This is a genomic window from Caldibacillus sp. 210928-DFI.2.18 (assembly GCF_020554505.1).
GTDB classification, from domain to species: domain Bacteria; phylum Bacillota; class Bacilli; order Bacillales; family Caldibacillaceae; genus Caldifermentibacillus; species Caldifermentibacillus hisashii.
On the sequence record NZ_JAJCHL010000022.1, the window covers coordinates 1 to 21,685 of the forward strand.

The following is a 21,685-nucleotide window of genomic DNA, read 5'->3' on the forward strand; positions in this document are numbered from 1 at the left end:
GACAATAAAACTAATCCCGAGTTATTTACCTGTATTTTTATACTTTCTTATACTAGAACAAAAAACTCCCATCCCTATGCCAATGAACAGCATAGGGACGAGAGTTTTTCCCGCGGTTCCACCCTATTTGCCGGATTTTTGCCGACCACCTTTATTACAAATTGCTCAGGAACGCCATTCCTTAATGCTCTATACCTAGCTTGCACCATCCTAGGTTCGCTCTTATAGAGGTAATTAAGTACTCCTTTCCTTCACTGCAATAAAAAAGTATATTTTTAACGTATCATATCGAAAAAAATGATTCATGTCAATATCCACCGAATATTGAGCAGCTGATTTGTTTTCACTGTTGACTAATGAAAGTTATTGAAGTTTATCCAACTGTTGTAAAAACTTTTTCGCTTTTAAATATAAACCGGAATATTCTTCATAATAAGCGGATATACATGTCTCAAGTTCCTTTTTTGTTGATTCTTTTACATTAATCGTTCCTAACCGATTAAGATCAAAATGAAAAAACAGTCGTAATAAGCGGATGGTCGCTTGGTTAACCTTTAAATGATGCGGATCATGATGCAGGCAATGTTCACATAAAATACCGGCCTCTTTAATTGAAAAAACAAATGGACCGTCCTGATTTCCACAAATGGCGCAACAGTCAAAATTTGGACGCAACCCTAAAACGGGCAGCATTTTTATCTCGAAAATATTTTTGATAATTTGAGGTTCATATCCCTCGTCTATATATTTCAAGGTTTGATATAACAATTCAAATAAAAAAGGGTTGTTCTTACGCTCGTCGGTACTTTTATCTAACAATTCAACTATGTATGAAGCATAGGCCGTGGAGATCAGATCATTCGTGATTGAGCGAAATATCTCAATGATTTCACCTTGTTGGATTGTTCCTAAACCTTGACCGGTGAAACAAAGAAAATACCCATAAGTAAAAGGCTGTGACACAGAGGCAAGCCGGCTGTTTGGTTTTTTCGCTCCTCTGGCCACAGCGCCAAATTTTCCGATTTCACGAGAATAAATGGTCAATATTTTATTCGTTTCTCCATAATCGATCGAGCGCAGAACAATACCTTCAACTTTTTGAAGCATTGAAGGTCACCATCCGATTTTAACGTAAAGGTTTCAGGTCACAGAAATATCAACATCAGCTAGTTCTAGATTATTTTCTGGTGCTTGTTCCATTTCTTTTGATAATTCCTTGTAAAGGAGATATGTGTCAATATTTCCTGTTTGGGTAAAAACCTTCCAAGTAAAATGTAACATGGAAATCCCCACCTTTCAAATTTTTAAACTAGCTAAGACCTTAACCTAATCGTTATGTTTCCTTACTTTAAAAAAATCATAAGTTACAGATTTTGTCATTTTCTTAATCATCGGCGACAACAAAATCATTAATATTCATCTTCACGATAACCGAATTCTTTCAGGAGAGACGCTTTATTCCGCCAGTCTTTTTGAACTTTCACCCATAATTCCAAAAACACTTTTGACCCGAGCAAATTTTCAATATCAGTTCTCGCCCTCTTCCCGACTTCCTTGAGCATACTTCCTTGTTTTCCGATAATGATCCCTTTTTGGGAATCTCTTTCAACAATTATGGCTGCCATAATATGGACGGTTCCGTTTTCTCTCGTTTCATTTTTTTCAATGATTACCGCTACCGAATGTGGAATCTCTTCCCTAGTTAATTGGAGTACTTTTTCCCTGATTAGCTCGGCAATAATAAATCTTTCGGGATGATCGGTTACTTGATCACTCGGATAATATTGTGGACCTTCAGGCAAATATTTTTGGATCGTATGAAGTAGATGATCCACATTATTTCCTTCGAGAGCAGAGATCGGTACGATTTCAGAAAATGGAAATTTGTCTTTATACCGGTCAATGATGGTGATTAAATCATCCGGATGAACTAAATCAATTTTATTAATAACTAAAAATACTTTCGTTTGAATCCCTTGTAATTTCTCCAAAATAAATTCTTCACCGCGACCAAATCCTTCCGAAGCATTAACCATAAATAAAATAAGATCTACTTCATTCAATGTGTTTGTCGCCACTTTTATCATAAATTGCCCCAAACGATGCTTCGGTTTGTGGATGCCAGGTGTATCGATAAAGATCATTTGCGCCTCTTCGGTTGTGAGAACTCCTTGGATTTTATTTCTTGTCGTTTGTGCCTTGTCGCTCATTATAGCAATCTTTTGACCGATTACTTTGTTTAAAAATGTCGATTTTCCTACGTTGGGGCGACCAATGATGGTGATAAAACCTGATTTGTATGTCTTTTCACCGTTACTCATGTAAATCACCCGCGTTAAATGCGCCCGGTAATAACTCTTTGACGGTTGTTTCCAGCAAGTCGCCCTTTAGATTGGTTAAAACAACTTTCATATCGGGCGGACAAAATTCTGAAATCACTTGACGGCAAGCACCACAAGGAGAGCAGGGCCGATCCGTGTCGGCAACAACAGCCAACAATTTAAAGTTTTTTTCACCTTCTGAAATCGCTTTAAAAAATGCAGTTCTTTCGGCACAATTCGCCATACTGTAGGCTGCATTTTCAATATTACAGCCTCGGTATACTTTACCATTTTCCGTCAGCAACGCCGCTCCAACGGCAAATTTGGAATAAGGGACGTATGCTTGTTTTCTTGCTTCTTTTGCTTCTTCAATTAATTGTTCAATATCCATCACTGTCGAATCCTTTCTTACTGACTTAAATTTATTTTACTATAAAAATATCCATTTGTTAATAGTCAATTTGTAGAATAGACTAACTCTTTTATATTTTCGAATTATAGGCATTAATACTAAGCGTTTAAAAAGATTTTACGAAAAAATCCGGCCTTTCGTGTTTGTTGGTTAGAAAAATCTGTAGTTAACCTCATTTAAGGCTATACCTTAGAAGGAAATTTCAATTAATCAATGAAAAAGATATAAAGCTTGGAACCAAACAGCAAAATTCCAATAATCACACTTGTTACAGCGGAAATGAGACAGGCAGCCGCAGCAATATCTTTTGCCTCTTTCGCCAGCGGATGATATTTTGGACTCACCAAATCGACGGTCCGTTCAATAGCGGTATTGATTAATTCAGCAATAATCACAACGGCTATAGTTAGGATAAGAATCATCCACTCAGAAATGGTTAGCTGAAAGACAAAGCCAAAAACGATCACAAGGAAAGCTGCAATCATATGTACTTTTAAATTTCTTTCACGTTTAAAAGCGGTCATTAATCCTTCAAATGCATAGCGAAAAGATAAAAAGAATCTCCTCATGGTAGAACCTTCCCTACCTGGTTAATCCAAACTCTTGGAGAATTTCTTCTTGTCTCGAAAACATTTGCTGCTCTTCTTCTTTTGTTCCGTGATCATAGCCCAACAAGTGTAAAAACCCGTGAACAGCAAGGAAACCCAATTCTCTCATAAACGAATGACCATATTCCTCTGCTTGCTGTTTTGCTCTTGGTATGGAAATGATAATATCACCTAACACACGCGGCATATCTTGTCCGATAATTTCCATTTCACCTTCTGTATTTTCCTCCAAAGCAAAGGAAATCACATCAGTCGGACGATCGATTCCTCGATATTCCCGGTTAATTTCATGAATCTTTTCATTATCGACAAAAGTTAATGATAACTCGCTGTCTCCGATTACTTCTTCCCGTTTCGCCGCTAATTGTAATAACTGTAATATTTGTTGCACTTGTTCAGGTGCTAATTCTCCTGTTTCGTCTATATAGTCAATTTCTAATGTCATTTTTTTCACCTTTCATTTTTTATTTCCGGATATTCGATCCGATTATGGAAGATGCCATGTAGAGTTTCTAACAATGTTTTTTCAATAATCGTCAGTTCTTTAAACGTTAGGTCGCAATCACTCAATTGCCCGTCATTTAACTTATCTTTAATAATATTTTTTACCAGCTGTTCAATTTTTTCCATCGTCGGATTCGCCATCGAACGGACAGCCGCTTCAACACTATCGGCGATGCTTATCACAGCAATTTCTTTCGTTTGCGGTTTCGGCCCCGGATAGCGAAAATCATTTTCACTTACATCTTTCCCCATTTCTTTCGCTTTATGGTAAAAAAATTTCAAAAAACTTGTTCCGTGATGCTGTACTGCCACATCAACGATTTCTTTTGGCATTCGATGGGCTTTTAATATTTCAGCCCCTTCAGTTGTGTGGGCAATGATGATATCCCGACTTTGTTCCGGTGTCAATCGATCATGCGGGTTGCTCATATTCATTTGATTTTCGATAAAAAAGCTTGGTCTTTTCGTTTTCCCGATATCATGGTAGTAGCTTGCCACTCTTGCTAATAACCCATTTGCTCCAATGGCTTCACATGCACCTTCCGCTAAATTTGCGACCATCACACTATGATGATAGGTACCGGGGGCATCCGTTAAGATTTTTTTCAATAAAGGGTGATTTGGATTCGATAATTCGATTAATTTCATGGTTGATAAAATGCCAAACCCAGCTTCAAAAAATGGTAATAGTCCGATCGTTAATACAGACGAAAGGACGCCGGAGAAAATTGCCATCACTACATAAAACAAATAATGAATGCCGGAAAACTTTGAATTTGGAATAAAGAGCATGGCAACAATAACAACAATATTTACGAGCGATACAAACAGACCTGCTTGAAAAATTTTTGTGCGATGATTTTGATTTGTTAAAAAGAATAGCCCACTTAATCCGCTAAATAAAATGTACAGGCTAATGATTAAATGAAAAGGACCGGATGTTTGGCTATTAAAAATAATCGCACCACTTGCGGCTAAAATTACCGTACCGATAAAACCGAGACGATCATTAAGCAGTATTTTTATGAGCATTGAACACATGGCTGCCGGAAAAATGATGGCCAAATCAACATTATCAACCGGAATCAAACTGATCCCTTTCATGATTATGAATGAAATAATCAATATGGTACCGAAAATTAGTAATTCCTTTTGCTGATTTTGATCTTGCCGCTTATATCCCCGAAAATAGGAGAATATACTTGCTAAAAGAATAAGAACAAATAAAAGTAAGCCGATAAAAGGCAGATGCGAATTATTATTATCCAATAGACCGAGCAATTGAAGTTGCCGGTAAATTTCCTGATCAATTAATTGGCCCTCTTCCACAATAATTTGTCCCTGCAGAATCCTTACAGGTTCAACATTTTCACTCGCCTGTTTTTTTAATTCTTCCGTGGCTTTCGGATCATAAAATTCATTTTGGATAATCGCATATCGGCCGAGCTCAATCGTTGCATTTTTTAAATCTTGCGGCAATGAAATGTAGCGAATTTGATCTTCCACTTTTTTCTTTGCGTTTTCCACTTCATTTGCGGAAATTCGTTCGGTCATAACTTTATTGACTGCTGTTACCGCTGCGTCTTTTGCTATTGATAAATCGGTTTTTGTATGGTTTACAAGAGCTTTAAGCGTTGTTTCCGAAAGATCATTGTTTACAGTATTGGTAAGTTTTTCCTTTAGCCATTCCAATCGCTCATTTTCTGACGGTACACTTACCGGACTGTCAGGAGTTTCGGTCGCCGCTGAATTTTTTACCAGTTCATTTTGCAAGTCAATAGCCGAATCAAAGATGGAACTAATCAAATCAACACGGTTTTGCGTATATTCTTGTTTCATCACATATTGTGGTTTAACTTGACTAACCACTTCATTCCGTTTTTTTTCAGTTTGTTCTTTATCCTCAATTGTAATCGGAGAACGTATTGTTTCCTTTGCAATCGAAAATTGTTCCACATCCAATTTAGCCGGTTTGACATTACTGTACATGGAGAAAAACATGACTAAGCCGATAGTAAGAAAGACCATCCAGTAGGTTAGCTTTTTATTCAATTTGACTAGTCTTTTAATGAAAAACTTTTTATTTGTTTTCACACTCGTCAGGCCCCCAAAAAGGTACGTTCGTATATTATTGTACAGAATTTTTCTGCTAAATTGTAGTAATAATAGATTATACGTTAAATATAGATTTCCAGCAAGGTTGCCCGTACGATCAGTTGGAATTTTTTTGTTACAGATAAAGTGGCCGATTTTGGTTAAATCCCGATGAAAGCAATTTTTAATCAACTATTAAAGCAAAAAAGCAATGGGTTGTGAAACCTATCGCAAGCCAAGCGAAAATCTAATTATTAATAAAATGCAAAAGAGGCTGTCCGCTTAACCCGACAACCGTAACGAACCACCCAATAAACTTCAACGATTGCCGGGTATATTTTGGTACAGCCTTAATTTGTATCAAAATGCTCGTACGCATGAATAATCTTCGCAACTAATGGATGGCGTACAACATCACTTTCTTCCAAATAAACGAAAGCAATATCCGGGATGTTCTTTAAAATCTTTTCTACCGACGAAAGACCTGAATGTATCCCACGTGGTAAGTCAATTTGTGTTAAGTCCCCGGTAATGACCATTTTGGAACCAAAACCGAGTCTTGTTAAAAACATTTTCATTTGCGCCTGCGTTGTATTTTGTGCTTCATCAAGGATAACAAAAGCATCGTCTAGTGTACGGCCACGCATATAAGCAAGCGGAGCAATTTCAATCGATCCGCGTTCGATTAATCTTTGGGTATGTTCTTGTCCAAGGACATCATGAAGTGCATCATATAATGGTCTTAAATAAGGATCAACTTTTTCTTTTAAGTCCCCGGGCAAAAACCCTAAACTTTCTCCCGCTTCCACAGCCGGACGGGTTAAAATGATTCGTTTCACCAGATTATTTTTTAGCGCATGAACGGCCAATACAACGGCCAAGTAAGTTTTTCCTGTACCGGCCGGGCCAATTCCGAAAACAAGATCATGATTTTTTATTGAATGAACATATTGACGCTGACCCAATGTCTTTACACGAATCGGTTTTCCTTTTGCATTCCTCGTAATTTCTTCTTTATATAATTCATTAAAATATTCGATTGTCCCTTGTTTTTCCATTTGTAAGGCTAATGAAACATCACGAGGGCTAATCGTAATTCCTTTTTGAACATTTTGGTGAAGGGCGTTTAAAATATGTTTCGCCGATTGGATATTCGCTTCTTCACCTGTAATCCGGATCACTTCACCTCTTGTCGTGATCGAAACACCCAACTCATTTTCAATCAATTTTAAATGGCTATCTGCTGTTCCGAATAAAACAATCGGATTTTCTAAATCATCTAAAGGATATTCTAGTGTATTCAAAAATGACAACACCCCTAATTTTGAATAATTGGCTCTTCTTGCGGAATAATCGGTTCTTCTTTTGCAATATTTTCAATCACATCGTAAGTTACCAATAATTTTAATTTACCATTCTCTACCTTTTCATGCAAAACTTTTTCTTCCACAATTTTAGCATCTTTCGGGATCGATTCAATGACATTCTTCTTTGCAATGGATAAAGCCAATTGTTTTGCTTCTTCCTCATTATATGCTTTTTCATGAATTTCGACTTCCCGAATGGTAGTTTTCTCAATAGCTATAGGCAACGTCCATTTTAAAAACTTTATCGCCGTCTCGTCTTGCTCTTGTTGTTTATTTTGATATTGCACTTTTTTAAATCCCCAAATCGGTATCGATAAATGACCGATTTTAATTGCCGTCCGTCTCACTTCATTACCAGTCATTAATTCAAATTGATTGTGTAATTGAACCTCCACTTCGGTATCATACCATGTTTTACCGAAAATTTCTCCCTTAGCAGATACATATTGAGGTTCATCCTCTTTGCCGATAATCCCAGAGACTAAAAGCTGACCCGGTTTGACAAAATCATGAACAGAAATGACAGGCTGTCCTTTTTCAACGAAATAATCTACAATGACAGCCTCTTTTTTCGCAACCAGATGCTGAGGACCTTTTTTCTCCTGTGGTTCCGGCTGCTCTTTTTCAACCACTTGAAAATGATAGGTTGTCCCTTTTAACTCCACACCAATCCAAGTAATATCTTCATTCATATTGGAAAGCTTTCGCTGAATGGTTTCCGGGTCATCAATAAAAAATTGAAATCCACCTTTTCTTACTCCTAGTTGTTTCAATTGATTGGTGATTTTATACTCTACTTCCGGACTTGCACCTTTTATTTCAATGTTCCAAATCATATTGGATAATAGTAGCACAATAAAGAGGGCAATGACGGCACCGAGCAGAAAACCTGCATTTTTCTTTAATCTTTTCAAGTAGAAAGGAAACCCTGCTTTTTTAATAAATCTAACTTTTACTTGATGATAATGAACGGCTTGTCTAAGGAAGGGAACGTCTTTTATAAACATTTGGAATGTGACCACATTAGGCTCGACACGTTTTACATTCCAAATTTGTACCTTATCCCTGGTTAGTTGGTTGATAAAACGCTCCATTCCTTTCCCTTCAATTTTTACGGTTAAATGACCTGATAACTTGTGAAACCATAAATTTTTCATAACCACACCCCATCTGCCAACCTTCTTTTTGCCAATCAAGTGAAGATTCTTTCTACACTTGAACGGCTCTCTTCGCCGAATAATTCTTATATGTACATCTCTCTCGTGCAAGTGGTGATTCGAGCCATCCAGCGGTTTTGCCCCGCCGAATGGTTGTTGTTCTGATATAAAGAGCTCCAGTTAGACTTGAAAAAACGGGCAAACAGTAAACTCTTCCGAATAGTATTTACTCTGGTATAAAGAGCACCTGTTCAATTTTCCCTTCCAACAATATTTCTTCAGGTAAAATCGTTTTAATGACAAATGCTTTTCCTTTAATCAATAATTGCCCTTGACTTAATAAAATACGGATTTCTTTATCTGAAAAGGAGAGTAGTCCCTTATGATTTTCAATATAAATATGAATTTGTCCCACCATGGTTATCCGGGGAAAATCCATCATAACATCTTCCGGGAGATCCAGCTGATTTGTAATCCATCTGCGCATTTTCTGTCTCCATTTTTTCGCCAAAAAAGAAACCCCCTTTCATTCATAATTATGAATGGAAAGAGGGTTCTAGCACTATTTTTCTTATTTCATTTTATTTCAAAGTAAGGAAGCACATTATATCTTATTATTTGGGCGAAACGGCTTTTTGGCACGAGGGGGTCCTAATATTTCTGACCATATAATCCCCTCAACGACTTTATGAGCAGATCGGTTTGGCAATGGTTGAGAAGCCATTGCTTGCTTCCTTGATAATTCTGTTTTTAAGTTTGTATATTCCTGTTGAAGCTGCTTTGTTGTTTGAGCGGTTTGGACTACCTCTGTTTTCTTTTCCTCAATCACCGGCCTTATTTTTTTCGCTTGCTGAGTGACGGTCGGCAGATGTTTTTGAACTTCTTGTCTTAATTTCTCTTCCATTTCCCGTTTTAATACGTCAAAAGGTTTTTCTTTTTTCTCTGTCGTTTTCTCAGCTTGCCGTATATCTTTCTTCACGGGCGGAAGGGGGTTTATCGGTTTAGTTGATGTATCTTTATTATTTTCTTTCCTTCCAAGTAAAGAAAGAATCCCGCCTATAATTATGATTACAAGAGGTATATTATTCAATATAAATTCGATCATGAGGGAATTCCCCCTTCATCTTTCTACTTTTTATCTTGATCATTATTAATATCCGTTGCTTTACTGATTGATTGTCTCATATCGGTATCAGCCATGATATTTTTATAATTCATATAATCCATAACACCGAGATTTCCCGATTTTAATGCGTCTGCCAAAGCAAGCGGAACTTGGGATTCTGCTTCCACCACTTTTGCTCTCATTTCTTGAACACGAGCCACCATTTCTTGTTCTGTGGCAACAGCCATGGCCCTGCGCTCTTCTGCTTTTGCCTGAGCAATTTTCTTATCGGCCTCAGCTTGGTCCGTTTGCAGTATCGCACCGATATTTTTACCGATATCTACGTCGGCAATATCAATCGATAGAATTTCAAAGGCAGTTCCGGCATCTAAACCTTTTTTCAAAACAGTTTGTGAAATTAGATCCGGGTTTTCAAGTACGGCTTTATGGTCTCTTGATCCCCCGATTGTACTGACAATCCCTTCACCAACACGGGCGATAATCGTTTCTTCACCGGCACCACCGACGAGACGATCAATATTGGCCCGAACGGTAATTCTTGCCCTTGCTTTCACTTCAATGCCATCCAAGGCAACCCCGGAAATAAACGGTGTTTCAATCACTTTCGGGTTAACGCTCATTTGTACGGCTTCCAATACATCCCGTCCTGCTAAGTCGATCGCTGCACAACGTTCAAAGGTCAAATCAATATTTGCTCTTTGGGCGGCAATCAGTGCATTGACAACACGGTCGACATTTCCTCCGGCCAAATAATGACTTTCCAATTGGTTAATCCCGACAGGCAAACCGGCTTTATGGGCTTTAATTAACGGATTAACGATTCGGCCCGGAATAACTCTTCTCAGGCGCATCCCAACTAATGTAAAAATACTTACCCTTACCCCTGCAGCTAAAGCGGAAATCCAGAGTGCCACCGGAATAAAGGATAATAATAAAACGAGAAAAATAATAATTATCGCTGCAAAAATTAATGGAACAAAATTAAAGGGCATGAATGATCCTCCTTTTTATATGTTAAATAATTTAATCAACCAGTTCACGAACAACGATACGAACGCCTTCTACCTCCACAACCTCAACACGAGCACCGCTATTGATAAAGCCGCCTTCTGTCACCGCATCAATGCGCTCATTATCAATAATGATGGTCCCCGATGGGCGCAGCGGGGTGAGGGCTATACCTGTTTTTCCTAACAAGTCTGTTCTTGACGCATTTGAGACATAACCTTTTTCTGTACTTGTTGAATCACTCAACACAATCTTATTGAACACTTTGATTTTTTTCCCAAAAAACTTCATTAGAATCACCATCGCCGTTATTGCAACTGCTATTGCAATGAATAAACTTATGCTCATAAAAACAATACTTTTCCCGGCTAAAATGATGGAAAATAAAATACTTCCCAGACCGAGAAATCCGACAATACCCCCGGGAACAAATAATTCAACAACAATTAATATTATACCTAAAATAAATAAAATTAGCGATTCATATCCGGCGAGTCCAGCAATATAATGTCCGTAGAAAAATAAGAGCAGTGAAGTCAGACCGGCAATTCCCGGAAGACCAAAACCCGGTGAATAAAGTTCAATGACTAACCCGAGACTGGCAATGGTCAATAAAATCGGGACTATAAACGGATTTGTTACAAATTCAGCAATCCGCTCCGACCAGGATTTATTTACCTGTTTGATTTCTGCATTTTCGTACCCTAATGTATTCAACAGCTCATTTTTATTTGCAACAATTCCTTCTGCATAACCGACTTCAACACTTTGGGCGGCAGTCAAAGTCAATAATTTTCCTTTTGGAGCGCCGTATTCCGGAAGATCAATGGAATCATCCGCCATCGCCATCGCATAAATGGGATCTCTACCGTTTTGTTCCGCAGCGGATTTCATTGCCGCCAGCCAATAACTTTGTGCTTTTTGATCTGCGGCATTTCCGTTTTGTGTGATGACTGCAGCAGCACCGATCGTTGCATTGGGGACCATATAAATTTCATCCATATTCAATGCAATATATGCACCGGCCGATAAAGCATCATGGTTGATAAAGGCGATTGTTTTCACATCCGTATCGCCTAAAATTTTTGCAATATCTGAAGCTGCGTCAACCGCTCCACCCGGTGTATGGATTTCAAAAATGATCGCATTAGCTTGATTTTCTTCGGCAGTGGAAATGGCACGCCCGATAAACTCGGATAGACCTTTCGTTACTTCACTATCAATCTTAGCATAATAAACAAGATCATTATTCGCATCTGTTTCATGGAAGGTCATTAACAGAAACGGGAGTAAAATCAGAAGAAAACTTAACCGTAAAATCTTCTTATGCAAAGCAATGCCTCCCTTCTTTTCAAAGGTTAACTTATAATACGGATGGGAGCGAAAATGGTTTCATTTTTTATAAATAATTATAGAAGCGGTTTTTAAATGAAAAAGGCTGTCCATGGATAAGACAAAATGGACAACCTTTTTTATCTATGAAAGCTGTATCTATTTTGATAACTCGCTTACAACAATTTTGTTCACGAGCGAACCATCAGCTTTTCCTTTTACTTTCGGCATAACAACTGCCATGACTTTCCCCATATCGGATTTAGAAGAAGCATCCACTTCCCGGATAGCCTCTTTGACGATTTCTTTTATTTCATCTTCAGTTAATTGTTCAGGCATATATTCTTTGACATAAGTAAGTTCTGTATTGATTTTTTCAGCTAAGTCCGTCCGACCTGCTTTTTCAAATTCATGGAGGGAATCTTTTCGTTGTTTGACTTCACGTGAAAGAACGGTAATCTCTTCCTCTTCGGATAATTCTTTGCCAAGCTTAATCGCTTCGTTTTGCAAAGCCGCTTTAATCATCCGAATGACTGAGAGTTTTTCCTTCTCCTTGTTCTTCATCGCGTGTTTCATATCTTCATTTAAACGTTCGAGAAGACTCATTTTTACACCCTCTTACCATTTCCGTTTTCTAGCAGCTTCAGACTTTTTCTTCCGTCTTACGCTTGGCTTCTCGTAAAATTCGCGTTTTCTAACTTCTTGCAGCGTACCCGTTTTTGATACTTGACGTTTGAAACGACGCAATGCATCATCAAGGGATTCATTTTTACGAACGACTGTTTTTGACATATCTTTCCCTCCCTCCGAACAAAACACCTTACATCAAACACATGGGAAATTCCATGTACCTACAAAATTATAATAAAAAAATCAAGTTTGGTCAACTAATCAACGTCAAATTTTGATGACATGTTTTCTCCCGCCTGACAATAAAATGGAATGGGGTGAGGACATGCTATCAATTTTCCAGTTTATTTTATATATATTGCTATTTATCGGCGGTATGACGGTCATGCGTACCGGTTTAATGAATATTTCCGGAAAAATAATGAAGGAGTGGCTGCTGAGGTTCACTTCAACTCCTTTTAAAGGTTTGCTATTTGGAATAATAATTACCGTGCTGTTACAAAGCAGTTCGGCCGTTATGATCTTAACTGTTGGATTTATTTCCGCCGGTCTGTTATCATTTCCGCAGTCAATCGGTATTATTCTTGGGACGAATATCGGGACGACTGCAACGGTTGAATTTTTAGCCTATGGGACCGATGAAATGATTATCCCCTTGTTAATCTTAGGCAGTATTTTTATATTAATTCCGATGACGAAAGCGCGGAATATCGGTTTGTTTTTTTATGGGTTAGGCGCCATTTTTTTGGCCATGTTCGGTTTTGAACATTTAGCAGCCCCTTTGGCAGACAGTGACGCCATCCGGCCTTTGATCGCAAATGTTAACAACAGTGTACTCGTTTCCGCAATTGTCGGATGTATTTTAACAGCGATTATTCAATCGAGTACAGCGATGACCGGTATTGCCATGGGTTTTATGAATGCAAACATCGTAAATCTGCCCGCTGCGATTGCCTTAATGCTCGGTTCGAATATTGGAACATGCCTTGATGCATATATCGCCAGTATTGGTGGAGGACGGGAAGCAAAATTATCCGTCTATGCCCATATTTGGTTAAACGTGGTCGGTGTTCTGTTGTTTCTTCCATTTACGGAAACGTTTGCCAAGTATATGGAGCATCTAAGCCTCATTCCGGAAAAACAGTTAGCCCACGCCAGTGTTGTTTTTAATATTGTTGTTTCACTCCTTGTCCTGCCGTTTGCAAAACCATTCGCTGCGTTTATTGAAAATTTGCATGGTAATAAGGGAAAATAAAAAAAGAACCCAAACTACTCAAAGAAAGAGTAATTTGGGTTCTTACGATTATTTCCAGTCTTTTACAATAGCAACACCGGAACTTGCGCCAATCCGACTGGCTCCGGCTTCAATCATCGCTTTGGCATCGGCGGCAGTTCTGACACCGCCGGAAGCTTTCACACCAATCTCAGGTCCAACTGTTTCACGCATTAATTGAATATCACCGGCAGTCGCACCGCCAGTTGAAAAACCGGTTGATGTTTTTACATAATCAGCACCCGCTTCGACCGCTAATCGGCAAGCGGTTTTTTTCTCATCATCGGTTAATAAACTAGTTTCAATAATGACTTTTACTAACGCTTGACCTTTTGCTGCATTGACAACCGCTTCAATATCGTTTTTTACGGCGTCAAGATCACCGCTTTTTAACGCACCGATATTAATGACCATATCGACTTCTTTGGCACCATTATGGATCGCATTGACTGTTTCAAAAGCCTTCGTTTCTGATGTTGTCGCACCTAACGGGAAGCCAATTACTGTACAAACTTTCACATCAGAGCCTTCCAAAATGTTAGCGGCAAATGAAACCCAAGTTGGATTCACACATACTGAGAAAAAGCCATATTCTTTCGCTTCATTACATAATGTTTCAATTTGACTCTTGGTCGCATCCGCTTTAAGTAAAGTGTGATCAATATATTTTGCAATTTCCATGGTTGTTCGCTCCTTTAGGAAAAATTTGCTATCCGGTTAAATAATTAGTTTTTCACTTGCTACATATGTTTCGTTGTCGATAACCCGGGCAAATTGACCTTCACAGTATGGATAACCGGCTTTGGTAATTTTCACGCGGACAATTTTCCCAAGCATATCTTCCGTTGCAGGGAAAACTACTTTCAAATAATTATCAGAATGACCTTCGTATAAACCGCTATTTGGGTCTTCCTTGTAAGGTTCTTCCGGGATTACATCCAATACCTCCCCTTCAAAACGAGAGGCATATTCTTTCGCTAACTGATCCGATAAGGCAATCAAGCGATGGACCCGTTCTTCTTTCACTGCTTCATCAATTTGGTTTTCCATACGGGCGGCAGGGGTTCCGGTCCGTTTTGAGTACGGGAATACATGGAGTTCTGCATATTTATGCTTTTTAATAAAATTATACGTTTCCATGAACTCTTCTTCTGTTTCACCCGGAAAACCGACAATGACATCGGAAGTTACCGCCAAATCCGGTACAGCCTTTTTCAATTTCAATAATCTTTCTTCGTATTCGGCCATGGTGTATTTTCTTCTCATTCGTTTCAACACGGTGTCAGAACCGGATTGGAGCGGAATATGCATATGGCGCACAATAACTTTTGACTTTTCAATCACATCAATCACTTCATCTGTCAGTTGGCTGGCTTCAATGGAGGAAATGCGCAGTCGTTTTAAACCGGGCACTTGCTCTTCTAAGTCTTTTAAAAGCATCGCTAAATTATAATCCTTTAAGTCTTGACCGTAACCACCAGTATGTATTCCGGTTAACACGATTTCATTATATCCCGCATCAACAAGAGTTTGAGCCTGCCGGATGACTTCTTTCGGATCGCGGGAACGCATTAATCCTCTTGCCCAAGGAATGATGCAGAACGTACAAAAGTTATTACAACCTTCTTGAATCTTCAAGGTAGCACGATGACGGTCGGTAAAATATGGAACACTCATTTCTTCATAGACACGGTTTTTCATAATATTACGAACGGCATTGATCGGTTTCCGCTCCTTACGGTATTGCTCAATGTAATCCAGCATTTTTAACCGGTCTTGTGTTCCGATGACAATGTCAACACCGGGAATTTCCATAATTTCTGCAGGTGAGGTCTGTGCATAGCAACCGGTAACACAAATAACGGCATCCGGATTTTGCCTAATTGCACGACGGATTACCTGCCTACTTTTCTTATCACCGGTATTGGTAACTGTACAAGTATTAATGACATACACATCCGAGTTTTGTTCAAACTCCACACGTTCATACCCATTTTGTTTAAACAGCTGCCAAATCGCCTCTGTTTCATAATGGTTTACTTTACATCCAAGTGTATAAAAAGCGACGGTAGACAAACAGATCACCTCAATAATTCAAAATAAAATGATATCGCAGCCAGTACATACAAAGGTGCAGTTTCAGCCCTAAGAATCCTTGGACCAAGGCCGCATACGATAAAGTCATTCGCCTTTAATGCATCGATCTCAGCTTTCGTGAATCCTCCCTCCGGACCAAAAACAAAAAGGAGAGCCTCACCCGCTTGCAACTCTTTTAACGTTTGGGGGAGTTGTTCACGGTGATGATTTCGCCCCTCCTCCTCATAGGCGACTATCTTTTTTTCATATGATTGACTAATTAATAATAATTCTTGGAAGGAAACAGGTTCTAAACATTTCGGAATCATGGTTCGTTCCGATTGTTCAGCAGCTTCTTTGGCAATTTTTTGCCAACGTTCCAATCGTCGCTTCCTTTTCTTTTCTTCCAATTTTACAATGGATCGTTCGGAAGTAAATGGAAGAAACGCAGCGGCTCCCAATTCAGTTCCCTTCTGAACTACTATATCGAATTTGTCCCCTTTTAGCAACCCGCCGGCAACTGTAACCTTGATCGGCAGCTCACGAACTTCATCGCGAACCGAAACCACTTTTGCTTCAAGAACATCCGGTAAAATGTTGGCTATTTCACATATGGCGGTCTGCCCATTAGGGAACACAACGTCGATTTTACTCCCAACTGACATCCGCATAACCCGAACAATATGGTGGAAATCATCCCCGCGAATCTCGATTTTTCCATTTTCATATTCATCGTTTTCCAGAAAATAACGTTGCACTGTCTGTTCACACTTTCTAAAGCAGATTATTTTTTGGCAATAAAAGTGATCCAATCTTCCATAACTAACGTTTCCTCAATTGTAAAACCGGCATGTAAAAGGGCGTCTTCTACTTCTTTCCGTTTTTGGTTGATAATGCCGGATGTAATGAAATAGCCGCCATCCTTTAATAAAGCATGTGCATCATTTGTAAACCGGAGAATAATTTCAGCTAACAAATTTCCGACAATAATATTGGCCTTTTGATTAATCCCGTCCAATAAATTATTTTGTTTAACCGTTACTTTCGCGTCAACTTTATTCAATTTCACATTCAATTTGGCGCTCTGAACAGCGATTTCATCTAAATCAAGCGCCAATACTTCATCCGCCTGTAGAAGGGCTGCTGCAATACTTAAAACACCGGAGCCTGTGCCGACATCAATGACGAAATCACCGGGTTTTACCGTCCGTTCCAGCGCCTGAATACTCATGACGGTTGTCGGATGTGTCCCGGTTCCAAAGGCCATGCCCGGATCAAGTTCAATAATGAGTTCATCGGTCTTAACAGGCTCATATTCTTCCCAAGTTGGAACAATCGTAAATTTACTTGAAATTTTGACCGGATGGTAATATTTTTTCCAAGCTGTGGCCCATTCTTCCTCATGGACTTCACTGATTGTCACTTTATTTTTTCCAATATCAATATTAAATAAAATCAAGTTGTTTATAGCCTGTTTAATTTCTTCAACCGTTTCCCCAAGAAAGCTGTTAACCGGTAAATATGCCTTCATAATAACACCTTCATCAGGGTAATCATGAGGATCCAATTCGTAAATTTCACCAAACTGATCTTTTCGCTCTTTATACAGTTCGAATGAATCCTCAATGACGATTCCGCTCGCACCAGCCTCATATAAAATATTCGAAATTGGCTCAACCGCTTCATTTGTCGTATGGATGCTTATTTCAGACCATTTCATTTGAAACAACTCCTCTTAATTATGTGACTTTTCCTGTCCGATTGTTGTTTTAGTCGAGTCACGATATTATCAATTCGCAGCTAAAAGTAATCATTCATCTGAATAAAGTCTAATTATTCGCCTTTAAATGCCCGCTTCACTTTTTCAAAAAAAGTATCTGTTTGTTCATCAGGAGTCTTTCCGCTAATTTCAGCAAATTCACGAAGGAGTTGTTTTTGTTTCTCTGTTAATTTTGTGGGCGTAACAATTCGAACAATTACATGCTGGTCACCCGGTGTTGTGCTGCGGACACTTTTCACACCTTTACCACGAAGACGGAATTTTGTATTTGTTTGTGTACCTGCAGGAATTTTTAATTTGACCTTGCCATAAAGTGTTGGAACCTCAATTTCATCCCCTAAAGCAGCTTGGACAAACGAAATTGGCATTTCACAATAAATATCATCGCCGTCCCTTTCAAAAAACTCATGTTCTTTTACTTGAAAGATGATATACAAATCACCATTTGGTCCCCCGTTAATTCCGGGCTCACCCTTACCGGCAACACGTAATTGTTGACCATTATCAATACCGGCCGGAATTTTTATATGAATTTTTTTCCGCTTTTTCACTTTCCCGGTACCGTGACATGTCGGGCATTTATGTTTGATTACCTGACCCGTTCCTCCACAGTGATGACATACCCTTCGATTGACGATACGGCCAAAAGGTGTATTTTGTTCTGTACTAATTTGCCCACTGCCATGACAGTACGGACATTCTTCCGGATGAGTACCCGGTTTTGCGCCGGAACCGTGACATGTCGAACATTGTTCTTCCCTTGGAATTTCAATATCTGTTTCCTTACCGAAAACTGCTTCTTCAAATGTAAGCGTCATTGTATATTGAAGATCGGCCCCTTGCCTTGGTGCATTCGGATTACGACGTCTCGTACTTCCGCCACCGAAAAATGTATTCAAAATATCTTCAAAACCGCCGAACCCGGCATCACTGAAGCCGCCAAATCCACCAAATCCGTCAAAGTCCTGATTAGCTCCGGCATGTCCAAATTGGTCATATTGGGCTCTTTTCGTATCATCACTTAAAACCTCGTAAGCTTCACTAATCTCCTTGAATTTTTCATCTGCACCGGGCTCTTTATTAATATCAGGATGGTATTGCTTCGATAATTTCCGGTAAGCACGTTTAATTTCATCTTTTGATGCATCTTTACTTACACCGAGGATCTCATAATAATCCCGTTTAGCCATTCTTTCCACTCCCCGAACATTTTCACATACAAATTATTCTAACACCGCTGGAAGATAATTAGCAACTAATAAAAGATTTTAATGAACCTTCCATCAGATATGCCTTCATGCCCGTTCTTGCCGGGGATCAAATCCCCACTAATAAGGGCAATACTGCAAAAAGTCAAAGCCAAGTGAACTTGACTTTGACTTTTTAGACGTTTACCACTACCCTGTTAGAATACTACATTATTTATCATCATTAACTTCTTCAAAATCAGCATCGACAACATTATCATCTTTTCCCGATGATTGATTTTCTTTATTTGTTTCGGCACCTTGTGTACCGGCTCCGGCTTGTTGATATAACTTCATTGAAATGTCTTGGATAATTTGTTGTAACGCATCTTTTTTCGCACGAATGTCATCTAAATTATTGCTTTCAATTGCTTTTTTCAATTCGTCTTTTGCCTCTTGTGCTTTTTTCACATCACCGGCGTCCACTTTTCCTTCTACTTCTTTTAGTGTTTTTTCAGTCGTGAAGACGAGTTGGTCAGCTTCATTGCGAAGTTCTGCCTCTTCTTTCCGTTTTTTGTCTGCTTCCGCATTTCGTTCCGCTTCTTTAACCATCCGTTCAATTTCTTCATCAGAAAGCCCTGAATTCGATTGAATGGTAATCTTTTGTTGTTTTCCAGTACCTAAATCTTTTGCACTGACATTGACGATTCCATTCTTATCGATATCGAATGTAACTTCAATTTGTGGCACGCCACGTGGTGCAGGTGGAATATCAGTCAATTGGAAACGACCTAATGTCTTGTTATCGGCTGCCATTGGACGTTCACCTTGCAACACATGAATATCTACTGCCGTTTGGTTGTCGGCAGCGGTTGAGAAAATTTGCGATTTTGATGTTGGAATCGTCGTATTCCGTTCGATTAATTTTGTAAACACGCCACCCATCGTTTCAATACCTAGCGAGAGTGGTGTAACGTCAAGTAATACGATATCTTTTACGTCACCGGAAATAACACCGCCTTGGATAGCAGCTCCCATAGCAACCACTTCATCCGGGTTGACACCTTTATGCGGTTCTTTTCCTGTTTCCTTCCGAACTGCTTCTTGTACAGCAGGAATTCTTGTCGATCCACCGACTAAAATAACTTTATCAATATCGTTTGCTGATAAGCCGGCATCTTCCAAAGCTCTGCGAACCGGGCCCATTGTTCTTTCAACTAAATGCGCAGTCAATTCATCAAATTTTGCCCGGGTCAAAGTTACATCAAGATGGAGCGGACCACTTGGACCGGCTGTAATAAATGGTAATGAAATTTGTGTACTTGATACACCGGATAAATCCTTTTTCGCTTTTTCCGCGGCATCTTTTAATCTTTGTAATGCCATTTTATCTTGAGACAAATCAATTCCGTTTTCTTTTTTAAATTCATCAACTAGGTAATCGATAATGGCTTGGTCAAAGTCATCTCCACCAAGATGGTTATCTCCGGCAGTTGAAATAACTTCAAATACCCCGTCACCAAGTTCAAGAATGGACACGTCGAATGTACCGCCGCCTAAGTCGAATACAAGAATTTTTTCTTCATGATCAGTTTTATCCAAACCGTAAGCAAGTGCGGCCGCAGTCGGTTCGTTGATAATCCGTTCGACTTCCAATCCAGCAATCTTACCGGCGTCTTTTGTTGCCTGTCTTTGTGCATCATTAAAATAGGCAGGCACTGTAATGACAGCTTTTGTAACCGGTTCTCCCAAATAACTTTCCGCATATGATTTTAAATGCTGTAAAATGATGGCGGAAATCTCTTGAGGTGTATAATCTTTTCCTTCAATATTTACTTTATGATTTGTTCCCATATGCCGTTTAATCGAAATGACTGTGTTTGGGTTCGTAATTGCCTGACGTTTGGCAATTTCCCCCACTTGCCGTTCCCCATTTTTAAAAGCAACGACCGATGGAGTTGTTCTTCCACCTTCAGGGTTTGGAATAACAACAGGTTCCCCGCCTTCCAAAACAGCAACACAAGAGTTTGTTGTACCTAAGTCTATACCAATAATTTTACTCATAGTTTCATCCTCCATTCACTTGAATATGTACTACTGATTCACTTTAACCATCGCCGGACGAATCACCCGGTCTTTCAATCGATATCCTTTTTGGAATTCTTCAAGAACAATATTCGATTTGACTTGTTCATCTGAACCTTGCATAACGGCATGATGTTCATGCGGATCAAATTCTTTCCCAACGGATTCAATTGGTTCGATTCCCTCTTTTTTAAATGCCTCAAGCATTCCTTTATAAACCATTTCCATCCCTTGCAACAGTGCCTTTGCATCTTCACTTGTTACATTTGTTTGAAGGGCACGTTCAAAGTTATCAACAACAGTTAATAATTCCGTTGCAAGTGGCTGGGAACGATATTTTTCGATGGCCTCGATTTCATTTCGTGTTCGCTTTCGATAATTATCAAAATCAGCTTGAACACGGATCAGTCGATTATCTTTTTCATCCAATTCTTTCTCTAACAGTTCAATCTTTGCTTTTAATTCGGCGGTTTCATCTGTCACTTCATCCTGGTGGTTTTCATCTGTTTGTTGTTCAGCTGATGTGTCCGTCTTATCTCCCTCAGCAAAGATTGGTTCGACTTGTTCATTTTGAAACTTTTTTTCTTCTTGCTGTTCATTCGAATTTGTTTTCACTTCTATTTCTTCATCCACACTTCTTTCCTCCATCTTAACCTGTTTTTTATCCTCCGCCACTACATCCACCTCCTGGTAAACTTGCTTCTAAAAATATACAAACAATTATA

General features: G+C 39.0%; 23 protein-coding genes and 1 other annotated feature. Of the genes, 1 reads left to right on the top strand and 22 read right to left on the bottom strand.

What is annotated here, in order from left to right:
• Positions 1-90: 90 nt before the first annotated feature.
• Positions 91-264: a binding site (T-box leader), on the bottom strand.
• 99 nt (positions 265-363) lie between these two features.
• From recO to rpsU, 15 genes are all read right to left on the bottom strand, one after another.
• Positions 364-1,107 (bottom strand): DNA repair protein RecO, encoded by a 744-nt coding sequence (gene recO / locus LIZ98_RS06740; protein WP_227138864.1) that lies wholly within the window; start codon positions 1,105-1,107, stop codon positions 364-366.
• A gap of 33 nt (positions 1,108-1,140) precedes the next feature.
• Complete coding sequence (locus tag LIZ98_RS06745) at positions 1,141-1,281, bottom strand: YqzL family protein (RefSeq protein WP_227138865.1); 141 nt, start codon at positions 1,279-1,281, stop codon at positions 1,141-1,143.
• Positions 1,282-1,409: 128 nt separating this feature from the next.
• Entirely contained in the window at positions 1,410-2,321 is a 912-nt protein-coding gene (era, locus tag LIZ98_RS06750; protein WP_227138866.1) for a GTPase Era, read from the bottom strand.
• Entirely contained in the window at positions 2,314-2,712 is a 399-nt protein-coding gene (locus tag LIZ98_RS06755) for a cytidine deaminase (protein WP_034771128.1), read from the bottom strand. The genes era and LIZ98_RS06755 overlap by 8 nt, the downstream gene beginning before the upstream one ends.
• Positions 2,713-2,939: 227 nt before the next feature.
• Positions 2,940-3,302, bottom strand: coding sequence for a diacylglycerol kinase family protein (locus LIZ98_RS06760; RefSeq protein ID WP_034771130.1), 363 nt, complete (start codon positions 3,300-3,302; stop codon positions 2,940-2,942).
• 13 nt (positions 3,303-3,315) lie between these two features.
• Complete coding sequence (gene ybeY, locus LIZ98_RS06765; RefSeq protein ID WP_041846250.1) at positions 3,316-3,786, bottom strand: rRNA maturation RNase YbeY; 471 nt, start codon at positions 3,784-3,786, stop codon at positions 3,316-3,318.
• Positions 3,787-3,791: 5 nt separating this feature from the next.
• On the bottom strand, positions 3,792-5,873 hold the full coding sequence (locus LIZ98_RS06770) for an HD family phosphohydrolase (RefSeq protein WP_227138896.1): 2,082 nt from the start codon (positions 5,871-5,873) through the stop codon (positions 3,792-3,794).
• A gap of 416 nt (positions 5,874-6,289) precedes the next feature.
• Complete coding sequence (locus LIZ98_RS06775) at positions 6,290-7,243, bottom strand: PhoH family protein (protein ID WP_082026150.1); 954 nt, start codon at positions 7,241-7,243, stop codon at positions 6,290-6,292.
• Positions 7,244-7,257: 14 nt separating this feature from the next.
• Complete coding sequence (gene yqfD, locus LIZ98_RS06780) at positions 7,258-8,463, bottom strand: sporulation protein YqfD (RefSeq protein WP_227138867.1); 1,206 nt, start codon at positions 8,461-8,463, stop codon at positions 7,258-7,260.
• A gap of 226 nt (positions 8,464-8,689) precedes the next feature.
• Positions 8,690-8,974: a sporulation protein YqfC gene (gene yqfC, locus LIZ98_RS06785; protein WP_034771140.1), complete on the bottom strand. Its 285-nt coding sequence runs from the start codon at positions 8,972-8,974 to the stop codon at positions 8,690-8,692.
• A 93-nt stretch (positions 8,975-9,067) separates the two neighbouring features.
• Positions 9,068-9,568: a hypothetical protein gene (locus LIZ98_RS06790; RefSeq protein ID WP_227138868.1), complete on the bottom strand. Its 501-nt coding sequence runs from the start codon at positions 9,566-9,568 to the stop codon at positions 9,068-9,070.
• A gap of 23 nt (positions 9,569-9,591) precedes the next feature.
• Positions 9,592-10,581 (bottom strand): flotillin-like protein FloA, encoded by a 990-nt coding sequence (gene floA, locus LIZ98_RS06795; protein ID WP_108898309.1) that lies wholly within the window; start codon positions 10,579-10,581, stop codon positions 9,592-9,594.
• A 31-nt stretch (positions 10,582-10,612) separates the two neighbouring features.
• Entirely contained in the window at positions 10,613-11,929 is a 1,317-nt protein-coding gene (locus LIZ98_RS06800; RefSeq protein ID WP_034771145.1) for an NfeD family protein, read from the bottom strand.
• A gap of 159 nt (positions 11,930-12,088) precedes the next feature.
• Complete coding sequence (locus LIZ98_RS06805) at positions 12,089-12,535, bottom strand: GatB/YqeY domain-containing protein (RefSeq protein ID WP_034771149.1); 447 nt, start codon at positions 12,533-12,535, stop codon at positions 12,089-12,091.
• 12 nt (positions 12,536-12,547) lie between these two features.
• Positions 12,548-12,721, bottom strand: a complete 174-nt coding sequence (gene rpsU / locus LIZ98_RS06810) for a 30S ribosomal protein S21 (RefSeq protein WP_033828375.1) — start codon at positions 12,719-12,721, stop codon at positions 12,548-12,550.
• Positions 12,722-12,884: 163 nt separating this feature from the next.
• Here rpsU and LIZ98_RS06815 point away from each other — a divergent pair, with 163 nt between their 5' ends.
• The gene (locus tag LIZ98_RS06815) at positions 12,885-13,814 is read left to right on the top strand and encodes a Na/Pi symporter (protein ID WP_227202998.1); all 930 of its coding nucleotides are present in this window, start codon (positions 12,885-12,887) and stop codon (positions 13,812-13,814) included.
• A 48-nt stretch (positions 13,815-13,862) separates the two neighbouring features.
• On the opposite strand, the gene deoC is transcribed toward LIZ98_RS06815, so the two are convergent.
• From deoC to grpE, 7 genes are all read right to left on the bottom strand, one after another.
• Complete coding sequence (deoC, locus tag LIZ98_RS06820; protein ID WP_227138870.1) at positions 13,863-14,513, bottom strand: deoxyribose-phosphate aldolase; 651 nt, start codon at positions 14,511-14,513, stop codon at positions 13,863-13,865.
• 36 nt (positions 14,514-14,549) lie between these two features.
• Positions 14,550-15,908 (bottom strand): tRNA (N(6)-L-threonylcarbamoyladenosine(37)-C(2))-methylthiotransferase MtaB, encoded by a 1,359-nt coding sequence (gene mtaB / locus LIZ98_RS06825; RefSeq protein WP_227138871.1) that lies wholly within the window; start codon positions 15,906-15,908, stop codon positions 14,550-14,552.
• Between the two features lie 5 nt (positions 15,909-15,913).
• Positions 15,914-16,666 (bottom strand): 16S rRNA (uracil(1498)-N(3))-methyltransferase, encoded by a 753-nt coding sequence (locus LIZ98_RS06830; protein ID WP_227138872.1) that lies wholly within the window; start codon positions 16,664-16,666, stop codon positions 15,914-15,916.
• 26 nt (positions 16,667-16,692) lie between these two features.
• Complete coding sequence (gene prmA / locus LIZ98_RS06835) at positions 16,693-17,628, bottom strand: 50S ribosomal protein L11 methyltransferase (protein WP_227138873.1); 936 nt, start codon at positions 17,626-17,628, stop codon at positions 16,693-16,695.
• A gap of 113 nt (positions 17,629-17,741) precedes the next feature.
• Positions 17,742-18,878, bottom strand: a complete 1,137-nt coding sequence (dnaJ, locus tag LIZ98_RS06840) for a molecular chaperone DnaJ (protein ID WP_095141284.1) — start codon at positions 18,876-18,878, stop codon at positions 17,742-17,744.
• A gap of 228 nt (positions 18,879-19,106) precedes the next feature.
• On the bottom strand, positions 19,107-20,939 hold the full coding sequence (dnaK, locus tag LIZ98_RS06845) for a molecular chaperone DnaK (protein ID WP_034771167.1): 1,833 nt from the start codon (positions 20,937-20,939) through the stop codon (positions 19,107-19,109).
• A 30-nt stretch (positions 20,940-20,969) separates the two neighbouring features.
• Positions 20,970-21,608 (bottom strand): nucleotide exchange factor GrpE, encoded by a 639-nt coding sequence (gene grpE / locus LIZ98_RS06850; protein WP_255601944.1) that lies wholly within the window; start codon positions 21,606-21,608, stop codon positions 20,970-20,972.
• Between the last annotated feature and the right edge of the window lie 77 nt (positions 21,609-21,685).